Annotated in this window: 16 protein-coding genes; 15 read left to right on the forward strand and 1 reads right to left on the reverse strand. The window is 43.3% G+C overall.

From position 1 onward, the window contains the following. Window positions 1-405 precede the first annotated feature (405 nt). The 15 genes from N7974_RS15930 to N7974_RS16000 all read left to right on the forward strand — a co-directional run bounded on the left by N7974_RS15930 (window position 406) and on the right by N7974_RS16000 (window position 18,971). Window positions 406-1,563, forward strand: a complete 1,158-nt coding sequence (locus N7974_RS15930; RefSeq protein ID WP_262966574.1) for a sugar transferase — start codon at window positions 406-408, stop codon at window positions 1,561-1,563. Window positions 1,564-1,997: 434 nt separating this feature from the next. Continuing rightward, the gene (locus N7974_RS15935; RefSeq protein WP_262966575.1) at window positions 1,998-2,474 is read left to right on the forward strand and encodes an acyltransferase; all 477 of its coding nucleotides are present in this window, start codon (window positions 1,998-2,000) and stop codon (window positions 2,472-2,474) included. 118 nt (window positions 2,475-2,592) lie between these two features. Further along, window positions 2,593-3,636: a Gfo/Idh/MocA family protein gene (locus N7974_RS15940; RefSeq protein ID WP_262966576.1), complete on the forward strand. Its 1,044-nt coding sequence runs from the start codon at window positions 2,593-2,595 to the stop codon at window positions 3,634-3,636. Continuing rightward, the gene (locus tag N7974_RS15945) at window positions 3,633-4,745 is read left to right on the forward strand and encodes a DegT/DnrJ/EryC1/StrS family aminotransferase (protein ID WP_262966577.1); all 1,113 of its coding nucleotides are present in this window, start codon (window positions 3,633-3,635) and stop codon (window positions 4,743-4,745) included. Before N7974_RS15940 ends, N7974_RS15945 begins: the two co-directional genes overlap by 4 nt. 179 nt (window positions 4,746-4,924) lie before the next feature. Next, window positions 4,925-8,731, forward strand: coding sequence for an Ig-like domain-containing protein (locus N7974_RS15950; RefSeq protein ID WP_262966578.1), 3,807 nt, complete (start codon window positions 4,925-4,927; stop codon window positions 8,729-8,731). Between the two features lie 48 nt (window positions 8,732-8,779). Beyond that, window positions 8,780-9,952 carry a DegT/DnrJ/EryC1/StrS family aminotransferase gene (locus N7974_RS15955; protein ID WP_262966579.1) on the forward strand — a complete coding sequence of 391 codons (1,173 nt, stop codon included), beginning with the start codon at window positions 8,780-8,782 and terminating at the stop codon, window positions 9,950-9,952. 9 nt (window positions 9,953-9,961) lie between these two features. Further along, complete coding sequence (locus N7974_RS15960) at window positions 9,962-10,684, forward strand: WbqC family protein (RefSeq protein WP_262966580.1); 723 nt, start codon at window positions 9,962-9,964, stop codon at window positions 10,682-10,684. Window positions 10,685-10,794: 110 nt separating this feature from the next. Next, window positions 10,795-11,370: an acyltransferase gene (locus N7974_RS15965; RefSeq protein ID WP_262966581.1), complete on the forward strand. Its 576-nt coding sequence runs from the start codon at window positions 10,795-10,797 to the stop codon at window positions 11,368-11,370. Window positions 11,371-11,374: 4 nt separating this feature from the next. Beyond that, entirely contained in the window at window positions 11,375-11,536 is a 162-nt protein-coding gene (locus N7974_RS15970) for a WbqC family protein (protein WP_262966582.1), read from the forward strand. 115 nt (window positions 11,537-11,651) lie between these two features. Further along, window positions 11,652-12,110, forward strand: a complete 459-nt coding sequence (locus N7974_RS15975; protein WP_262966583.1) for a GNAT family N-acetyltransferase — start codon at window positions 11,652-11,654, stop codon at window positions 12,108-12,110. After that, window positions 12,107-13,645: a lipopolysaccharide biosynthesis protein gene (locus N7974_RS15980; RefSeq protein WP_262966584.1), complete on the forward strand. Its 1,539-nt coding sequence runs from the start codon at window positions 12,107-12,109 to the stop codon at window positions 13,643-13,645. Before N7974_RS15975 ends, N7974_RS15980 begins: the two co-directional genes overlap by 4 nt. Further along, window positions 13,642-14,886, forward strand: a complete 1,245-nt coding sequence (locus N7974_RS15985) for a glycosyltransferase family 2 protein (RefSeq protein ID WP_262966585.1) — start codon at window positions 13,642-13,644, stop codon at window positions 14,884-14,886. The genes N7974_RS15980 and N7974_RS15985 overlap by 4 nt, the downstream gene beginning before the upstream one ends. A gap of 18 nt (window positions 14,887-14,904) precedes the next feature. Continuing rightward, window positions 14,905-16,641: a GumC family protein gene (locus N7974_RS15990; protein ID WP_262966586.1), complete on the forward strand. Its 1,737-nt coding sequence runs from the start codon at window positions 14,905-14,907 to the stop codon at window positions 16,639-16,641. After that, window positions 16,641-17,402, forward strand: a complete 762-nt coding sequence (locus tag N7974_RS15995; protein WP_262966587.1) for a CpsD/CapB family tyrosine-protein kinase — start codon at window positions 16,641-16,643, stop codon at window positions 17,400-17,402. The genes N7974_RS15990 and N7974_RS15995 overlap by 1 nt, the downstream gene beginning before the upstream one ends. A 165-nt stretch (window positions 17,403-17,567) precedes the next feature. After that, window positions 17,568-18,971 (forward strand): nucleotide sugar dehydrogenase, encoded by a 1,404-nt coding sequence (locus N7974_RS16000; protein WP_262966588.1) that lies wholly within the window; start codon window positions 17,568-17,570, stop codon window positions 18,969-18,971. A gap of 88 nt (window positions 18,972-19,059) precedes the next feature. Here the strand turns inward: N7974_RS16000 and N7974_RS16005 are convergent, their stop codons facing one another. Further along, the gene (locus N7974_RS16005) at window positions 19,060-20,235 is read right to left on the reverse strand and encodes a glycosyltransferase family 4 protein (RefSeq protein ID WP_262966589.1); all 1,176 of its coding nucleotides are present in this window, start codon (window positions 20,233-20,235) and stop codon (window positions 19,060-19,062) included. Between the last annotated feature and the right edge of the window lie 64 nt (window positions 20,236-20,299).

The raw sequence follows: 20,299 nt of genomic DNA on the forward strand, positions 1-20,299 counted from the left end.
GGGCCTACCTACCTATAGACTTTCAGAAATTAAACTTCCATAACATGATGATTTAGTTTGCACGGATGGTATCCGTGCAAACTAAATCATCATGTTATGGAAGTTTAATTTCTGAAAGTCTATAGGTAGGTAGGCCCAATCAGCAAGGAACCTCAGTCATGTTGGTATTAATGCAGAAATCTATATAAGCTTTAAAATCACGTAAAAATTATCACGCATAATTCTGAATTTTGGCTCTCCTGCCGAAATAATGACGTTTTATTACAGACTGAAGCACCCTACAAATCAGGTAAGTAGGAAAACGGGGGAATAATTTCGGCCTGTTTATTTTAAACAAATGATTTAAATAAACAGGTAATTAAAAAATCATAAACAAGTTCTTGGAACTTGCAGGATTTGGATTATATGAAATCACATAGCATTGAAATGAAAATACAAAAAACCGGCTCTTTCTTGAAAGAATCTGAACCATCCTCTGCTCTACCAAATAATTCCAGTCAATATCGAATTGCTTCCGATGAGCTATTTTATGATTCCTATTTTATTGACCAATTACATCTTGAGAAGCTTAGGGCGCAACGGTCCAAATCCACGCTATCAATTATTTTACTGACCCTTGAAAAAGAGGACGATAGCGAAGTCGTTAATATGCAAAATATCTTGGACATCATTCGAACAAAGATACGAGACACTGATATTAGCGGCTTTGTCAATAATCGAACTATAGGCGTGCTTCTTCCTGATACTGACGAAAAAGGCGCGAAAGAACTCTGTGGAAAATTAGTTAATGATAATAAAAAACCACAATTTTCTGCGACTACCTCAAGCTATCCTGATCATATTTTTGAAAGCCTTGAAAAAATTGGCTCTATTCGCCCGGATGCTTTCCCTTTTAAGCTAAAAAATTCAAAGAGCGGTTCATGGTTTAAATTACTATTAAAAAGAGGCGTTGATATCATAGGTTCGATTACTGGTATCGTTATTTTCATGCCGGTTATGTTAATGGCCGCATTAGCTGTCAAATCAACATCTTCAGGGCCGATCATTTTCAGACAAATCCGTTTGGGCAAACAAGGCACTCCTTTTAATTTCTACAAATTTCGATCCATGCAGGTGAATTTGGATGACAACATACACCGTGAATACATCCACAATTTTATCAATGGTAGCCACACTAAAGTCAATCAGGGGGATAAGGAAAAACCGTTCTATAAAATTAAATTGGATCCCAGAATAACCAAGGTTGGAAGATTCATTCGAAAAACCAGTATTGATGAACTGCCGCAGTTTTTTAATGTATTAAAAGGCGATATGAGCCTGGTTGGTCCGAGACCGCCTCTTCCTTACGAAGTTGAGAAATACCAGACGTGGCATCTCCAACGAATACTTGAGATGAAACCCGGGATTACCGGTCTCTGGCAAGTAGAAGGACGAAGCAAAGCCGAATGGGATGATTCAGTGAGACTCGATATTCGGTATATTCAGAACTGGTCTCTTCTATTAGATGTGAAAATATTATTCAGAACGATTGAGACTGTTTTAAAGTGCAGAGGTGCCGTATAAATCATAAGGCTCAATTCCAGGAGACTGTCCCGGCCACAGTCATTGCTGAGTTTAAATCTGACGTCCTGGCAATTTTCACAGGCCGTTGGTTGGTGATCTTTAACTATTTCTTATCTACCGAGCTTATATAAAAATTCTTGGGAGAAAAGTCAACTGATTTTTTTTGTTAGATATGTAAGCATTTATTGTAAGTATTTTTACGTAGGTACTTATACCAATTGTTTAGTTGATTTTAAAAACTATAATTTAAAACAATACCGAATGTGTCAGCAAATAATATTTTTATATGATTTCGGGGGGGAATATAAAGCAATATATTTGATCTATACTTCAAAATGAAAAGTTTAAAAATAAGGTTAATTATTGGGTAATTAAATAACCTCACGTTTGGCTTAACCCTGCAATAGTCCCGTTACCTTCGGAGCAAGTAATCAATGATAAACCAAGATGTTCAGTTAGGCGAAGGTGTCGTTATATTTCACCCCGACCTCGTTAATCTGTATGGTTGCCAAATTGGCCCTGGTACCAAGATTGGTTCTTTTGTGGAGATACAAAAAGGCGCTTCGATTGGTGCCCGATGCAAGATTTCCAGCCACAGCTTCATTTGTGAGGGTGTAGAGATTGAGGAGTGTGTATTTGTAGGCCATGGTGTCATGTTTATTAATGACACCTACCCAAAAGCGGTCAGTGAAGACGGCGAATTACAAACGGAAGCTGATTGGCAATTAATTCGCACCCGCATTAAATCCGGTGCCTCAATCGGCAGCAATGCAACCATCCTGTGCGGTATCACTATTGGTAAAAATGCTCTGGTCGGTGCCGGCGCAGTAGTGACCAAAGATGTCCCTGATTATGCAATTGTTGCCGGCGTTCCTGCCCGTGTAGTTGGACATACACGCAAGCAAGAGTAAATAGCGATATCTATGATAGCCGTTCTTTCAGCTCTCACGATTACTTGGATTACCAAAACCAAGCAAACGTCCCGACATAAATAATACAATTTTTTTATTCGATTTAAGGAAAACTATCATGATTAAAATAGGCGTTATTGGATACGGTTATTGGGGTCCTAATTTGGTGAGGAACTTCAGTGAGACACCGGGAATTAAAGTTGAAAGTGTGGCTGATCTTGATCCGAAAAGACTTGAACTCATCCAGAATCGCTATCCAGGGATAAAGACCACTACGCGTTTTCAGGATCTGATCGAGAATAAAGAAATCGATGCTATTGCAGTAGCGACGCCCGTCAGTACCCATTTTGAACTCGGAATGGCTGCTCTCAAGGCTGGCAAGCATTTATGGATGGAAAAACCCATGACCGAGACATCAATTCAGGCACGCATGCTGGTTGATGAAGCCGAAAAGCGTAAGCTCGTGCTGATGGTCGATCATACCTTCCTCTACACAGGAGCGGTATCGAGGATGGGGGATATGGTAAAGGCCGGTGAACTCGGTGAAATTCTTTACTACGATTCTACCCGAATCAATCTCGGTTTGTTTCAGCGAGATGTTAACGTCATTTCTGATTTAGCGGTACATGACTTCTCGATTCTTGACTATCTACTGGGTGAACAACCAATTGCGGTATCTGCTGTCGGTGTCAACCACTTTCCCGGCACACCGGAAAACCTGGCCTACCTTACCTTGTTCTATAACTCGGGAATTATTGCGCATATCAATGCCAGCTGGCTGGCACCGGTAAAAGTACGGCAGATTCTCATTGGCGGCAGCAAAAACATGATCATCTATGACGATCTGGAGCCAAGTGAAAAGATCAAGATTTACGACAAGGGCATCAGTTTTACCGATGACCCCCAGCAAATCTACGAAATGCGGGTTGGCTACCGCACTGGAGATATGTGGGCACCCAAGTTGGATGCTGCCGAGGCACTGAGCATCGAGGGTAAACATTTTGCTGACTGCATCGAAAATGGCAAAACGCCATTAACCGATGGAGCACTGGGTCTGCGAGTAATAAAATTAATCGAAGCCGCTACCCGCTCAATGAACGAGCGTGGTCGATGTGTCGAACTTAACGGCATACATATGCATCAAGGCAGGAAAGTAGCATGATACCGTTCGTCGATCTGAAAACCCAATACACCGAAATTAAAGATGAAGTTAATACCGCTATTCAAGGTGTTTTAGAAAGCTGTCAGTTTACTTTAGGCACCGAAGTAGCCTTATTTGAACAGGAATTTGCCACCTATAGTCAGGCCCAATTCGGGATTGGCGTAAACACCGGAACCAGTGCGTTACATCTTGCCCTACTCGCGGCGGGTATTGGTCACAACGACGAGGTGATTACCGTCCCCTTTACCTTTGTGGCGACCGTAGCAGCGATTGACTATACCGGCGCCAAAACCGTATTTGTCGATATTGACCCGCGCACCTTCACTATTGACGTAAAGGCCATCGAAAAGGCAATCACCGACAAAACCAAAGCCATTATCCCTGTGCATCTGTATGGTCAACCGGCGGACATGGACCCCATTCTGGAAATCGCCAAGCGCCATGGTTTGGTAGTCATTGAAGATGCCGCCCAAGCTCATGGCGCAGAGTATAAGGGCAAACGTGTGGGTAGCCTGGGTGACATGGGCTGTTTTAGTTTTTATCCGGGCAAAAATCTGGGTGCTTACGGAGAAGGTGGCATGGTGGTGACCAACAATGCCGAATATACCCGCACCATCCGTATGCTGCGTGATTGGGGTGCAGAGCAGAAATATCAGCATGTGCTCAAAGGCTATAACTATCGCATGGAGGGTATCCAGGGTGCTGTGCTAAGGGTCAAACTGCGTCACCTGGAAAAATGGACCGAAGCACGGCGAACAACAGCCGAGCATTACAACGAGTTGTTAGCCGATAGCGGAGTGCAGATACCTGAGGTAATGTCATATGCCCGGCATGTTTACCATATCTATGCGATCCGTACCCGGCAAAGAAGTAAATGGCAACAAGCATTAGAAGCCAAAGGTATTCAGACCGGCATCCATTATCCGATACCCGTGCATCTTTTACCTGCCTATGCGGACTTGGGCTATACCAAAGGAGATTTTCCTCATTCCGAACAGGCAGCAAATGAAGTACTTTCGTTGCCTATGCACGCCAATTTAAGTAGGGCGCAGTGTGAAGAAGTAAGTGAAGCCATCGACATGCTTTCAAGAAAGACAGAATCTGTTTAAATTTAATTCAGAATTAAAAATCTATCCGACATTGAGCATGCTTAGCATCCTATTGATATTAAACTAATATATTATTTTTTACTAAAAACATCATTTTTTAATTAATTGATTCTAAATGATTATTTTTTAAATGTGCAAAATGTCAAATCTGTTTTTTCCAGCTTGATGGAGCCATTATCATGGTAGCGATAAAAAAATTTAATATCGGGATTATTTTATCACCAGTTTTATATCTGATTATTATTTTGGCAATGGTTATTGGGCTGCCACAGTACGCGATTGCAACACCTAACCCTGTAGTTGCAATCCATGTTTCTGAACTTACACAAGCTTTGGAAACAATGCCGGCACAGTCTCCAACACCTACAGGATCAGGAACTTCGGGTAATGAATGGTGGTATACGCCATGGCATTATTTTGTGGCACATGAATCATTAAAAGAAGCACTTCGCTCAGATGGAACACCATTTGTTGAAGTAAGCGATGCAGATATTACCGCAGGCAAGCTGCTTTTCTCGGATGGCTCGCCCCGTTACCCTATAGTAATAAGCTTGGCTTCCGAAGCGATTAGCGATACTGAAATACCAACTCTTCGTAATTATGTCAATGCAGGTGGATTTCTTTTAGTAGGCTCTTCAGCATTTACGCGTAACCCTGACGGAACCAGTCGAGGAGACTTTGCTTTGGCTAATGAGATGGGGGTTCACATGGTAAATCCCAGCCATTTAAACTGGGGCTTAACTATGCAGTTTGAAAAAGTCGCTGACCACCGCCTGGTCTCCAATATTCCAGATGGCCTGTTAAAATGGCGTATTCCGCTATCCTCTGACGAAATTTCATGGGGGATAGCGCCAAACTATACATATAATCGAAATCACTATGTTTGGCAGGTTAGTGTGACTGACGCTACTGTCCTTGCTCAAGAACCTTCAAATCCCCTGTTGGCGATTAAGTCGTATGGCAACGGACAGCTTATCTACTACAGTGTATCCCAGCCGATTTTGGGGCATGGCAGTTATGATTCAGGCATGTATAATTATCTTATATTTCGGAATGCAATTGAATGGGCTTTCGAGTCTGCCAAACTTCCCGTCATCAAACTCAGTGCGTGGCAATATCAATATGACGCAGCATTGGTCGTCCGGCATGACTTCGAGAACGATCCTGTTCTAATAAGATCAATCGAAAATTCAGCTGCGTTCGAACAGTCATTTGGCGCAAAAGGTGATTATTATTTCTGTACCGGCTCTTTACGTGAGCAAATGGCCGACAAACTCACTGTCATTGCCAGTTTACAACGTGCTGTTTCCAATTACGGCGCGACCATCGGATCGCACAATGGTGGCTTGGCAAACCCTAACTCGCTGGGTCTAAATCCCCTGAATTATACCTATTTTCATTGGGGACCGGACGAAGCTATTGACCTTGTCCCAGCAGGCTATTCCAGCGGTAAAGATTATGCTAAAGCATCAATTTCTTTATCCTACCAGGATATAGAAGGCTGGTTGGCTGGTTTCGACAATGGCCGATCTGGATGTGGCCTAGCGAACAATTGCCCTCGCACTTGGGCATCACCATTTTTTAATTCTACACGCGAAGACTCTTACGATATTCTCCAGCAGTTGCGAGTAGTAAGCGCGGGTGAGCAAAAAATCAGCCCTTTTCCACATTGGACAATGTCAACCAAGACTCTTGGAAAGTATTATTCGACTATAACGCTACCTGTCAGTGACTGGTATTATTCAGGAGACATTCTCCAAGCTTTGGATTATCACACGTTTTTGACAATGACGGCAGCTGTTGACTTCTATTATGATCTCGGTGCATTGATTAATATTTATGGGCATAACGCTTCACAACCAGGAACTATAGAAGGCGACTATGTTGCCTATAGTACTGCTAAACCGCGAATATGGGCATCCAACTCTGTTGAGATAAATGATTGGTGGCGGTTACGCTCCAATGTCACAGTTACACAGAACTACAGTATCAGTGGTAATACTGCTATTGCACAAACTACAATAGCAGGTGCTACCGATAGCGCCACGGCAGTTGAAATAGACTTGCAACCTGGGGCAAGAGGCAACGCCGGCATCTTACAAGTTTTTTTTGATGGATCACCAGCCAATCCAAGCGATTACCGTATCACTCAACGTGGGCTCAAACTTAAAGTTGGCACTTCAGTTTCCAGTGTGGAAGTTCGCTACCCTGCACTGGTAGCCAATAATTTACCTCCTGTAGTAACAAATGACACCTACAGCACTAATGTAAATACGACTCTAACCAAGTCAGCACCCGGGATACTAAGCAACGACACCGATCCCCAAGGGGCCAGCCTCACGGCACAATTAATGAACAGCCCCTCGCACGGCTCCCTCACTCTCAATGCCAATGGTTCTTTCGCCTATATACCGATTGCGAACTATGTGGGTAGCGACAGTTTTACTTACCTAGCGAACAACGGCACGTCCAACAGTAATATTGCCACCGTGACAATCACGGTCACATCGACCAGTGGCGTATTGTTTTCAGATGACTTTACGCGACCTCCCAATACAGACAACCCTCTATCTCCGTGGATTCCAGTGCTGGGAAGTTGGACCGTGGCCAATGGAGCCATGCAAGGTTCGAGTTCACCCTCCACTTATGCCGCTGTCTATTACGCCAATACCCCTTCATGGATCGATTATTCGGTAGAGAGTCGGATTCAATTTCCGGCGGGTGCTTTTGGGGGTGGTATGGGGGGTCGTGTAAATTCAGCCACGGGAGCTCATTATGGCGCCTGGATCTATCCGGATGGATCAATAGGTGGCTCAAACGTGTTAAAACTGGTGAAATTCCGTGACTGGACAACCTGGAGTGGCACGCCGATGCAGCAGATCAACCTCCCAAGTGTAGGGACGGGATCGCATACACTCAAGATGGTTTTTAATGGTAGTAATATCCAGGTTTTGTACGATGGGGCATTAATGATTAACGTCACCGACAATAACTTTGATTCCCGTGCAGCGTATTTAAGCGGTGGGATCAGTGGTGATATGTGGACATCTACAAAGCCTTATCTGATGGGGCTCAGTAATGTTATCGTGCAAACCCTGCCTGGGAGTACCCAGCCTCCCATCTCGGTAAATGATACCTACAGCACCAATGTAAATACGACTCTGACCAAGTCAGCACCCGGGATACTAAGCAACGACACCGATCCCCAAGGAGCCACCCTCACGGCACAATTAATGAGCAGCCCCTCACACGGGACTCTCACTCTCAATGCCAATGGTTCTTTCGCCTATATACCGATTGCGAACTATGTGGGTAGCGACAGTTTTACTTACCTGGCGAACAACGGCACGTCCAACAGTAATGTTGCCAGCGTGGCAATCACGGTCACGTCGACCAGTGGCGTGTTGTTTTCAGATGACTTTACGCGACCTCTCAATACGCCGAATCCTCTATCTCCGTGGATTCCAGTGCTGGGAAGCTGGACCGTGGCCAATGGAGTCATGCAAGGTTCGAGTTCACCCTCCACTTATGCCGCTGTCTATTACGCCAACACCCCTTCATGGACCGATTATTCGGTAGAGAGTCAGGTTCAATTTCCGGCGGGTGCTTTTGGGGGCGGAATGGGAGGTCGTGTAAATTCAGCCACGGGAGCTCATTATGGTGCCTGGATCTATCCGGATGGATCAATAGGTGGCTCAAACGTGTTAAAACTGGTGAAATTCCGTGACTGGACAACCTGGAGTGGCACGCCGATGCAGCAGATCAACCTCCCAAGTGTAGGGACGGGATCTCATACACTCAAGATGGTTTTTAGTGGTAGTAATATCCAGGTTTTGTACGATGGGGCATTAATGATTAACGCCACCGACAATAACTTTGATTCCCGTGCAGCGTATTTAAGCGGCGGTATTAGCAGCGACATGTGGACGTATAACACATCATATAAAGTGAGACTCGAAAACGTTATCGTGCGGATCTTTCCATAGTGTATTTATTCACCTTATCATTAATCTATATGTACATTGAGAATTAACATGAAACGATTTGAATCTCGCAATGATCTGGCTCTATTTGGGGCGCCACCAGCGTTCGCAGAACCAATACATGTTGGTCGACCGAATATGGGCAATCGGGAAGAGTTTCTGAGATATGTGAATGAGATTTTCGACCGACGCTGGTTGAGTAATAACGGTCCACTGGTGCAGGAATTCGAAAGTAGAATGGCTGATTTTCTTGGTGTGAAACATTGCGTGGCTATGTGCAATGGTACAATTGCACTGGAGATTGCGATCCGAGCACTTGAGATGAAGGGAGAGGTAATCATGCCGTCCTACACTTTCATCGCGACGGCCCATGCTCTGCAATGGCAGGAAATTACGCCTGTGTTTGCCGATATTGATCCAAATACCCATAACATAGATACCGACGCGGTGCGCAGAATGATCACCCCACGCACTACCGGGATTATCGGCGTTCATTTGTGGGGTCGTAGCGCTCCGATTGAAGCGTTGCAGGCAATTGCCGACGAGTATGGATTGAAGCTCATGTTCGATGCGGCCCATGCTTTTGGCTGTTCGCACAAAGGGCAAATGCTTGGCAGTTTTGGTGAATGTGAGGTATTCAGTTTTCATGCAACCAAGTTCTTCAATACCTTCGAGGGCGGAGCAGTTGTCACCAATAATGACGATCTGGCTCGGAAAATGCGGTTAATGAAAAATTTCGGATTTTCAGGCTACGATAATGTGATTTATCCTGGCACGAACGGAAAGATGACCGAAATTGCAGCAGCGATGGGGTTGGTAAATTTCGATGCCATTGATGAGTTTGTCGAGGTGAATCGCCGTAATCATATTCTGTATTCCAAGCGACTAAACGATATAAAGGGCTTGTCAGTAATTGATTACAATGACCATGAACACAATAATTATCAATATGTGGTGATTGAAGTGCTGGATAGTTTTCCAGTGGAGCGGGATGAAATCGTTCGTGCACTCCAGGCGGAAAACGTGCTGGCCCGGCGATATTTCTGGCCAGGTTGTCATAACATGCTACCGTATCGGGCACTTTATCCGCACGCCGGATTAATGCTACCTAATACAAAAATTGTGGCCGATAGAGTCATTGTGCTCCCGACGGGAATAAGCTTACCTGATAATGCAATAGATACTGTTGCTTCTGTCCTTCGTTTACTTATGTCTTATGAATAGGAATTGAAGATGATTGTAACGGCAATGCAGCCTTACTTCTTTCCATACATCGGGTACTTTCAGTTATTGAAATGTAGTAATATTTTTGTCATCCTTGATGATGTACAGCACATTCAAAGAGGATGGGTCAATAGGAATCGTATTTTGATCAATCAAGAGCCTTATTGGTTGACCTACCCCGTTCAGAAAGCCTCACAGAACCTGTTTATAAACCAACGACACTATGTGGAAGACCAAAATACACGCACCAAAATAGTGCAAAGCATAGCTTCTGCTTATCGAAAAGCGCCACACTTTATAGAGATTTATCCTTTTTTGTTGGAGATAATGAATTTTGGCTCAAACAATGTTAGTGATTTTAATACCAATCTCATTCGATGTTTAGCTGGTTGCCTTGAAATTGAGTGTCAAATTCTACTATCGTCCGAATTGGATAAAGATAACTCTTTGAAAGGTGAAAATCGTATTATCGAAATTAATCGTTGCTTAGGTTCCAGTCACTATGTAAATCCTATCGGTGGAATTCCACTTTACGAAAAACAACATTTTACTGAGTGTGGGCTTAAACTAAGTTTTCTTCAACCTGAAGACATTCATTACCCTCAATTAAAAAAACCGTTTGTTCCCTTTCTCTCAATTATTGATGTGCTCATGTTTAATGGGGTTTCGGGTACTTCGAAACTTTTAACCAAATACCACCTGATCAAGCATGAGGATTCTAAAGATGGATAATAGACAGTCAAAAGCAGAGTATACAATCATTCCACAGTTGCGAGAGTTTCTCCAGTCGGAAAGACAGACAGCATATTATTCGGTTTTATCAGATCAGGAAATTAACAGCGATGAAAAGTAGTTACTATTCAAATGCAGAACTCGTTGAAATCGGTTTCCATAAAATCGGTCGCAACGTACTAATTAGCAGGAAAGCAAGTATTTATTTTTCCGAAAATATTTCAATTGGCGACAATGTTAGGATTGATGATTATTGCGTTTTATCTGCAAGTAAAAGTATTACCCTCGGAAACCACATTCATATTGGATGTTATTCTGCATTGTTTGGAGGCTCTGGTATTACTTTTCACGATTTCTGTAATGTTTCGTCCAGGGTTACCATTTTAACTGAGAGTGATGATGGGTCGGGTGAATCTATGGTTGGGTCAACAATTCCTAAAAAATTCAAACCCAATTATAAAGCTGGAAACGTTGTTTTAGAGCGTCATTCATGTGTAGCAATCAACTCAACTATAATGCCTGGCGTAATATTATCTGAAGGTAGCGCTGTTGGTGCTCATTCGTTGGTAACCAAAAATTGCGAGCCTTGGACAATATATTTTGGCGTTCCAGCAAAGAAACTTCATTCAAGAAAAAAAACAATTATCGAGCTTGAAAAAAATTTTATCAATGAGTGGGGAAGGTAACTCTTTGAAAGGTGAAAATCGTGTTATCGACATTAATCGTTACTTAGGTTCCAGTCACTATGTAAATCCTATCGGTGGAATTCCACTTTACGAAAAACAGCACTTTACTGAGTATGGACTTAAACCAAGCTTTCTTCAACCTGAAGGCATTGATTATCCTCAATAAAAAAAACCGTTTATTCCCTTTCTCTCAATTATTGATGTGCTCATGTTTAATGGGGTTCCGGGCACTTCGAAACTTTTAGCCAGATACCACCTGATCAAGCCGGAGGATTCCAAAGATGGATAGTCGACAGTCAAAAGCAGAGCATACCATCATTCCACAGTTGCGAGAGTTGCTTCAGTCGGAAAGACAGACAGCATATTATTTGGTTTTATCAGATCAGGAAATTGATGCCTATCTCAGAAAGATCTATTACCTTGCAGAAATAGCGAGTTTGACGGAAGCGGGAGGAATTAAGGGATTCATAGCCTTCTACTGCAATGACCCTGCTAAGGATTCAGCATTTATAACGATGTTAATAGTTAACTCTAGTTGTTGCAGGCAGGGTATCGGCTATGCATTAGTGAGTCTTGCGTTGAGTATTATGCGCACCCGGTTGTTTCGCGTGTGTCGCCTGCAAGTCCACCAGGATAATATTGCAGCGATTAAGCTTTATGAGGGCTGCGGTTTTATCTTTATAAAAGGTAACACTATAGAAGATAACACTGAATACCGCCTCATGGAGTGTGTGCTTTGAAGGAGCGAATTTTTTCGGCCACACTCTGGAGCGGCGCGGATATTTTCATGCGTCAAGGACTCCAGTTCTTCGTTTCGATTATTCTTGCGCGACTGCTTTCACCGGAGGAATTTGGCTTGCTGGCAATGCTTTCCCTTTTCACAGGCATCGCGGGGCTATTTATTGACAGCGGCTTCAGTTCTGCACTCATCCAGCGACAGGACATAACGAGCAAAGATGAATCTACTGTCTTCTTCTTCAACCTTGGTACTGGCCTGTTTGTAGCTCTGGGACTCTGTTTGGCAGCGCCTTGGATTGATCGATTTTTTGAGCAGCCCATCTTACAGGACAAAACCTTTGTAACGACCTTGAATCTTTATACTGTGCCGTGGCTTGCCAGTTTCTTCGAACTGCCGGTGTTACAGAGCCTCACCTATGTGATGGCTTTCAATCTATTACTGGGATCATTTGCGTCTATTCAAGGTGTGTTACTGACCAAGGTACTAAACTTTAAGGCCCTGATGAAAATAGGTGTGGTGGCCTCGCTGCTATCCGGTGTTTTGGCGGTGGCCTTGGCGTGGAAGGGATTTGGGATTTGGAGTCTGGCGCTACAATCTTTGGCCTCGACCTTGATCACTGTGGTGTTGCTGTGGCTTTGGCATCCGTGGCGGCCACAATGGGTATTCAGTCTTGCATCCCTACGCTCACTGTTCCGCTTCGGCGGATTTATGTTGCTCTCGGGGCTCTTGGATACACTATATACACGCATCTACAGCATAATTATCGGCAAGTTGTTTTCTGCCCAAGAGCTGGGGTTCTACACCCGCGCTGATAATACTCAACAGTTACCTGTAAACGTACTAACCAACGTGCTCCATCGGGTGGCCTTCCCCATCTTTTCAGCTGACGCAGCCGACAAGGTGCAATTAGCACGAAGAATGCGCAAAGCTCTACGGACAATTATGCTTTTGAATATCCCGGCCATGCTAGGAATGATGGTGGTGGCCGAGCCTCTGGTGATCACTCTGATTGGCGAGAAGTGGTTGCCTAGCGTACCGATTCTACAAGTACTTTGCCTTGGCGGAGTAATTTGGCCGCTGCATGTACTCAATCTCAATGTACTCATGGCGCAAGGGTACTCAAACTTGTTTTTACGTATTGAGATAGTGAAGAAGGTTATTGGTATCATCGCCATCGTGGTGGCTAGTTTTTATGGGATACTCGCCATCGCGTGGAGCCAAGTCGTCGTGGGTGTGTTGTGTTTCCTGATCAACGCTCATTATACGAAAGTTTTTCTCGACTATTCGGCCTGGAAACAAACACGGGATTTGCTTCCTTACCTAACTGTATCCATTTTAATGACATTAGTCATATGGCCAATTCATATATATCTCACCCTACACCCATCGGCTGAGCTTGGGCTTATGATTGGGGCGGGAGCGTTATTTTACTTACTAGCCTGTCGTTTGTTTCGTTTAGAAGCATTTAATGAGTTGTGGACTATACTTATTCTACGAGGAAAACCCGTGCAGAATCTTTACGTGAAGGATCTATGAGCCAGCAAGCGTTTAGTCAAGTTAAATATACCGAAATCAGTGATTCTGCGATTATGGCATTAATGCCTGTTGTCAGCGTCCACATGATAACTTATAACCATGGTCTTTACTTGGCCAAGGCCATTGAGGGCGTGATAGCGCAAAAGTCTGATTTTCCGATTGAGCTGATCATTGGCGAAGATTGTTCCACAGATAACACTCGCCAGATTGCATTAGATTACCAACGCCGTTATCCGCAGCTCATTCGAGTTATTTATTCGAATGAAAATATTGGGATGATGAAAAATGTTCGTCGGGTTTTAAATGCATGTCGTGGACAATATGTCGCATTATGCGAAGGGGATGATTATTGGATTGATCCTGAGAAGTTAAGCGAACAAGTGGCTACGCTTTCAAGATTGAAAAATATCGATATTACTTTTCATAGTTGTTATCTTAAATATGAAAAACAAGGAAAAGAAGTTTTATCTTCAGTTTGCTCTCCCGTTGACAGAATATTTACCTTGCCAGAGATAATTATTGGACGAGGTGATTTTATGCCTACAGCAAGTATACTGGCTCGTCGAAGCACGCTTATGTCAATACAAAATTGGTTTAAAATAACAAAACCGCCTATTGGTGACTACTTCATGCAGGTTTTTGGTTCACGTAATGGCGGTGCCTATTACATTAATAAACCAATGAGCGTTTATCGTACAGAAGTAGATGTTTCTTGGTCAGAAACTACAAAACCTATAGATACCTTACTAAAATTTGAAAGCAATTTTTTTTTGGCATTAAAAGAATTCGAGCAGGTAATTCCTGGACAAGAAGAAGCATTCAAACATCATATTGTTTCTCATTATTCCGGTCGCTTTACAGATGTAAACAACGAAAACTTTTCAAAGATGAAAGCATTTATTTTATCTGTGCTCAAAGATATTTATGACTCGGAAATAATTGTCGAGCATAACGATGGAGCTGAGCCGTTGGAATGGGCGTTTTTTTTAAAGTTTGCTAATGATAGTGGTAAGGTAAAAGAACTTAAAGAGTATGAAAATAGAGCATTGTGGCAATTTTTTAGGGTAGCGAGATCTCTGCTTGGGTATGGAATATTAACTCTAAAGATGTTAAACATAAAACAATCTGGATCAAGCGAGTGTGAAAAGACAATGGCGAAATGGAAGACTGAAGTGCAAAGAAGCTATCTAATTGCCCGATGGAAGCGCCTTTGCAAATTGATAGCTGCAAATATAAGATAGCTTTGACAAACAAAACCTATGGAACAAAACACTAAAACACTAACCGATTACCTTGATCTTGTAAATCGACGCAAGTATTACCTTGTGGTTACCTGGCTGCTAGTCAGTTTAACCTCAATAATCATTGCCTATAACTTACCCAAGGTTTATCGCTCAACGGCAACGATACTAATCGAAGCCCCAATTCCAACAAAACTGTTCGAATCGACGGTATCGCAGTTTGCTGATGAGCAAATTCAATCAATTTATCAACGAGTCATGACCACAGATAATGTACTGTCGATTATTGACTCGAATGGCCTTTATAAGGATACCAAAAATGATTCTGCCCAATATGAGCTGGTGGAACTGTTCAGGAAAAATACGGAAGTTAAGTTAACCACTTCGTCCTTGGCACCTCAGACTCATTCGGGAATGGCTGAAATTGCTTTTGATATTTCATTTAGCGATAAAGAAGCCATCAAGGCACAAGAAATAGCAAGTAAGTTGACCACTTTATTTATTGAACAAAATGACATGGCTCGAACTCAGCGTGCTGTTAAAGCCGCTGATTTTCTCATGGAGGAATCAGACAAGCTAAGCCAAGAGCTTCAGGAAATTGACGGAAAAATTGCTCAATACAAGCAACAAAACAACTTTAGCTTGCCTGAGCAAATGCCAGGTAATCTGGCAGCGATAGACCGTGCGGAAAATGAACTGAGAGATACTGATAACCAGATTCGCAGTACCAAGGAAAGGATGGCTTTTTTAACTGCGGAATTGGCAAGAGCGCAACAAGATGTACCCGGCAATCTCGATAGCAAAGCACCGCAGAGTAGGGACGATGCCTTAAGAATTATGCGGGCGCAATACCTTAAATTTTCAAGTATTTATTCACCGTCACATCCGTCTGTGCTTCGTCTTAAACGTGAAATAAAGGCGTTAGACCCTGCCTTTGAAGGCCAACCAGCGAAAGAAGACCTGGTGAATCAATTGGCAGAGGCCAAGCACGAACTTAAAGTACTGGAAGAAACGTATGCCGATAATCATCCGGATATATCGCAGCGCAGAAAACAAATCGATAAGCTGGAAAAACAATTGAAAAACACACCACAGCGCTCACAACAAGATTTGGAGACGATGCTCATACATACAACAAATCCGGCTTATTACGGTGTGGAGCAACAATATAAAAGCAGTCAATTAGAACTTAACTTGTTAAAGGAAAAACAGGATTATTTGAAAGCAAAACTTGAAAAAACGCAAGCTATCCTCTTGCAGGCTCCTCAAGTTGAAATGGGCTATACCGATTTAATCAGGGAAAGGGATAATGCCATAAAAAAATATACTCAGCTAAAAGAAAAATGGCTGGACGCCAAATTGGTTCAAACACTTGAACAGCAACAACAGGGACAAACGCTTACCATCATCGAGCAACCTACTCTTCCGTCGCACCCGGAAAAAGCGATCAGAAAAAAAGTGGCCATTGGCGGTTTTTTTATCGGTTTCATCGCAGGTCTTGGCGTTGCTTTTTTTGTCGAATTTATGACCGCTGGAATTAGAGGCTACCGGGCAATAAGTGAAGTCACCGGTCTAATGCCGTTAGTCGTAATTCCTTATATTGAAGCCCCATTTGAGTTGGCAGAACGACTCGTTAAGCAGACTAAAATGAAGAAAATCATGATTTGTGCCGGCGTAACCTTAATTCTGCTGACTACCATTGTCATATACATCTATTCCATTCCATTAGCGGAAACCTTTCTGAGGAGCAATTAATGATGAATCATACTGGTGAACACCCGCTTGACTCGATCCGCTATACAACAACCAAAACGACTATTCTTGATCCGGAAATGCTGCGAAATAATCGCGTTATTATGGGGTTCTACAACGATCCAAGAGCAGATATATTTCGTGTGCTTCGAACCAATATCCTCAAGCAACTTCGGGAGAATAACTGGAACAGCTTTGCCATAACAAGCGCAACGTTAGGTGCAGGAAAAACGTTTGTATCAGTAAATCTTGCGATTGCGATAGCAATGGAGGGAAATCAAAGTGTTCTGCTTGTTGATGCTGATCTCAGACGCCCAAGTCTACACAAATATCTGGGTCTCCAAGAGGAATTGGGGCTTGCCGATTATCTGAAAGGAGAGATATCTTTAGAGGATATCTTAATTAATCCAGGCATTGAGCGCCTAGTTATTTTGCCCGGGACAAGCTCCAACAATAATGCTTCGGAATTAATTTCATCCCGAAAAATGATCAATCTCATTAAGGAGATCAAATCACGCTATGAATCACGGATAATTATTTTCGATATTCCTCCAATTTTTGCCGCAGACGATGCCTTGTTATTTATGCCACATGTCGATGCGACTTTACTTGTTGTCGAGGATGGTAAAAACACTACCAATGAACTGCAACATTCCATGTACATTCTGGAGCAAACAAACCTGCTTGGTTTGGTTGTCAACAAGTCAACACAGCCGATACCAAGTTATCAGTATGGATATGCAAACGAGTCTGTTCTTACTTGAGTGCTGATTTTGACCTACGGTAATTATTCAGTCCCTTCAACCCCTCTTTAAAAAAAGGGGTTGAAGGGACTTTCATTTGATAAAAAATGAAGGTGGCTCTTATAGAGCTACAAAATTGAGATTATCTCAACGACACGACTTTCAAAAAATGAGGAGAATTACAGAATGAAAATTACAGTAGTCGGCGGCGGCCGAATGGGACTTCCACTAGCTTGTATGTTTGGCAAGCATGGAGCAAATGTAACGGTGAGCGACATCAATCAGGATATCGTGAATTCTATTAACTCGGGCGTTTGTCCTTATGAAGAACCAGAACTACCCGAACTCATGGATTACTTGCATAAGGCAGGTCGACTCAGCGCCACCAATGATACCGCGAAAGCTTCGTCCGAGTCGGATATTATTGTAGTCATCGTACCGGCTCATTTAACAGCAGATCGCGATATTAATTTTAGCATACTCCAGAGAGCTTCTGAAGAAATTGGTAAAGGACTTCAACCAGGAACGCTTGTTATTTACGAGACCACAGTGGCTGTTGGTGGAACCCGGCGCTGCTTGATTCCGTGTCTGGAACAAAATAGCGGCTTGAAAGCAGGTGTAGATTTTTATGTAGCTTACAGTCCTGAACGCGTAAAAGCGAACCATGTATTGGCGCTACTTGAGACCACTCCCAAGATTGTGGGTGGATTTGACGCCGACTCGTGCGCTAAGGCGGTGGCATTTTATCGGCAATATCTGGGGGCACCCATCAATGATGTAGGTTCAATCGAGGCCGCAGAGATGGTTAAACTGTTAGGTATGCTCTATCGGGACGTGAACATTGCTTTGGCTAATGAATTTGCAGCCTTTTGTGAACTCGCTGATGTTGATTTCGAGCGGGTTCGTTTGGCTGCAAATACCGATGGCGAGGCAAACCTGCTTCTTCCAGGTATAGGTGTTGGCGGCCATTGTGTGCCGGTTTATCCCTACTTCCTGACACGAGAGTCTCGTCGATTAGGGCTACCTCAACTGATCTCGGAAACTGCGAGAGAAATCAACGATCGCCAACCTGCCAGACAATTGGAACGGGTTGAGGCAAGATGGAAAAAATTGAAAGGAAAGAAAGTACACCTGCTAGGACTTGGATTCCGGCCAGGTGTAAAAGTGGATATCTTCAGCGCAACCTATACATTGCGAGATGAACTTCAAAGATTAGGTGCGCAAGTTACGATTGAAGATCCTTTTTATACCGATGAGGAACTGCAAGATGCAGGTTTTGAGCTTGGTACGATAGAGACTTCCTGCGTTGTAGTTCTAAGCACGGCTCACAAAGAGTTTGCTACCCCAGATTTCGTTACCTGGCAAAAAGCGGGGGTAGAGGTTGTTCTTGACGGTCGTAATTTGTGGAATCAGCATGACGTTGAGGCTGCCGGAATACTTTACTTCGGCATCGGACGATCTTCGCATACAGAACGCACCCGCCTCAAGACCATTTCCATGGTAAACCAGTCACATGAGCATGGCTGTTCGGCCACCATTATTGAAATCGAAGGAGAAAGTTATCGAAAAAAACAGAGCTTAAAAAAGTAACCTATTTTTCAATCAAAACCAGTCAGGATAATTGATGCCAGCCGAACAGGTGTTGACGTTAGATACATAGTTAAGCATAAGGTAAGGGTTATTGTTTAAGGAGGTGTTCGACCAGACTTGTATACACTTTCTTGTGCGCACTCCAGTTGTAAATATTTGCGAATCGTTCGGTTGCAAGATGTGACAAAGTGGTTCGTTTATTGGGATTTCGGTAAAGTGTAATCATTGCTTCAGCAAGGGAATCAACGTTTTCTGCCTCGAAGTACTGTACCATTTCTTCATCAAAATAGCGGTAGATCGTGCCCGTTTTGGGCACGATGCAGGGGATTCCCATCGTTACGTATTCGAGCAACTTGGTGGGAAGCATGATGTCTGTGCCGCTACTGATGCGTAAAGGAATAAGGCCGACATCCGCATCATCAATCATCGCGGGAATCTTCTCTACCGGAACGTAGCCTTCGCTGAACGTTACTATATCCTGCAAGCCAAAACTGTCGCGTAAAGTTATCAATCGAGCCTGTTCTTCACCTGCCCCGATGATACGGAGTTCCAAGTGAGGTATCACGCTTTTGACTTTAAATACCGCCTCTATGGCAATATCCAGCCCGAGTCGACGTGCGAGGGTACCATGATAAACCATCACGAACGGCGCGTCGTGAGGTTTGGGTGCCAAGATTTCTCGTCTCGAGAAAATACGGTCATCAGGTAAATTCATCAGTACGTGAATTTTTTCACGCGGGATGCCGCGCTCAGACAGGATATCCTTTAAGCGATTCTCGACAGTGAGCACCGCTGAGGCGAATTTTCCGGACCATTTTTCTTGCATTTTGAGCGCTCTTACGACCCAGTGCTTTTCTCCGGAAGAAAACTTTTCCTCAAAGAGTTCGGGCATCAAATCGTGTACATCATGAATCACCGGGATGCCTAACAAACGTGGCAGACAGGTTGCGAACACAAGGAAATCAGGCATATTGTTTATATGAATCAACTGGTAACGTAACGGGTGCCGTAATAAGTGAGCGAAGATCATTAAAAAGAATATAACGTAGTCAATCAGATACTCGATAAAAGAAGTACACTTGTTCTTCAAACCAACGGTCTTAATTACATCCACGCCTGCGATGGTCTCACAGTTCGGTTCACCGGACTGACGTCGCGCAAGAAACACTACACGGTGTCCAGACTCTACCAATGCTTCAGCTTCGCGTTTTACTCTAGGATCTCTCCGGTAATTTGTGTAAGCCGCCATGAAAATAAATGCCATAGGATATTCTCTCAATGATTAATCTTGGTTTTGCAAAATTCTACGTAAGTATATTATTGATACC

The organism is Methylobacter psychrophilus (assembly GCF_025583945.1).
Lineage (GTDB): Bacteria > Pseudomonadota > Gammaproteobacteria > Methylococcales > Methylomonadaceae > Methylobacter_C > Methylobacter_C psychrophilus.

Bases quoted from the DNA above. Each gene is read 5' to 3' on its own strand.
- N7974_RS15965 (WP_262966581.1), top strand. From the start codon at position 10,795: ATGAAAAGTAGTTACTATTCAAATGCAGAACTCGTTGAAATCGGTTTC.
- N7974_RS15975 (WP_262966583.1), top strand. From the start codon at position 11,652: ATGGATAGTCGACAGTCAAAAGCAGAGCATACCATCATTCCACAGTTG.
- N7974_RS15985 (WP_262966585.1), top strand. From the start codon at position 13,642: ATGAGCCAGCAAGCGTTTAGTCAAGTTAAATATACCGAAATCAGTGAT.
- N7974_RS15955 (WP_262966579.1), top strand. From the start codon at position 8,780: ATGAAACGATTTGAATCTCGCAATGATCTGGCTCTATTTGGGGCGCCA.
- N7974_RS15995 (WP_262966587.1), top strand. From the start codon at position 16,641: ATGATGAATCATACTGGTGAACACCCGCTTGACTCGATCCGCTATACA.
- N7974_RS15950 (WP_262966578.1), top strand. From the start codon at position 4,925: ATGGTAGCGATAAAAAAATTTAATATCGGGATTATTTTATCACCAGTT.
- N7974_RS15930 (WP_262966574.1), top strand. From the start codon at position 406: ATGAAATCACATAGCATTGAAATGAAAATACAAAAAACCGGCTCTTTC.
- N7974_RS16000 (WP_262966588.1), top strand. From the start codon at position 17,568: ATGAAAATTACAGTAGTCGGCGGCGGCCGAATGGGACTTCCACTAGCT.
- N7974_RS15945 (WP_262966577.1), top strand. From the start codon at position 3,633: ATGATACCGTTCGTCGATCTGAAAACCCAATACACCGAAATTAAAGAT.
- N7974_RS15935 (WP_262966575.1), top strand. From the start codon at position 1,998: ATGATAAACCAAGATGTTCAGTTAGGCGAAGGTGTCGTTATATTTCAC.
- N7974_RS16005 (WP_262966589.1), bottom strand. From the start codon at position 20,235: ATGGCATTTATTTTCATGGCGGCTTACACAAATTACCGGAGAGATCCT.
- N7974_RS15990 (WP_262966586.1), top strand. From the start codon at position 14,905: ATGGAACAAAACACTAAAACACTAACCGATTACCTTGATCTTGTAAAT.
- N7974_RS15960 (WP_262966580.1), top strand. From the start codon at position 9,962: ATGATTGTAACGGCAATGCAGCCTTACTTCTTTCCATACATCGGGTAC.
- N7974_RS15940 (WP_262966576.1), top strand. From the start codon at position 2,593: ATGATTAAAATAGGCGTTATTGGATACGGTTATTGGGGTCCTAATTTG.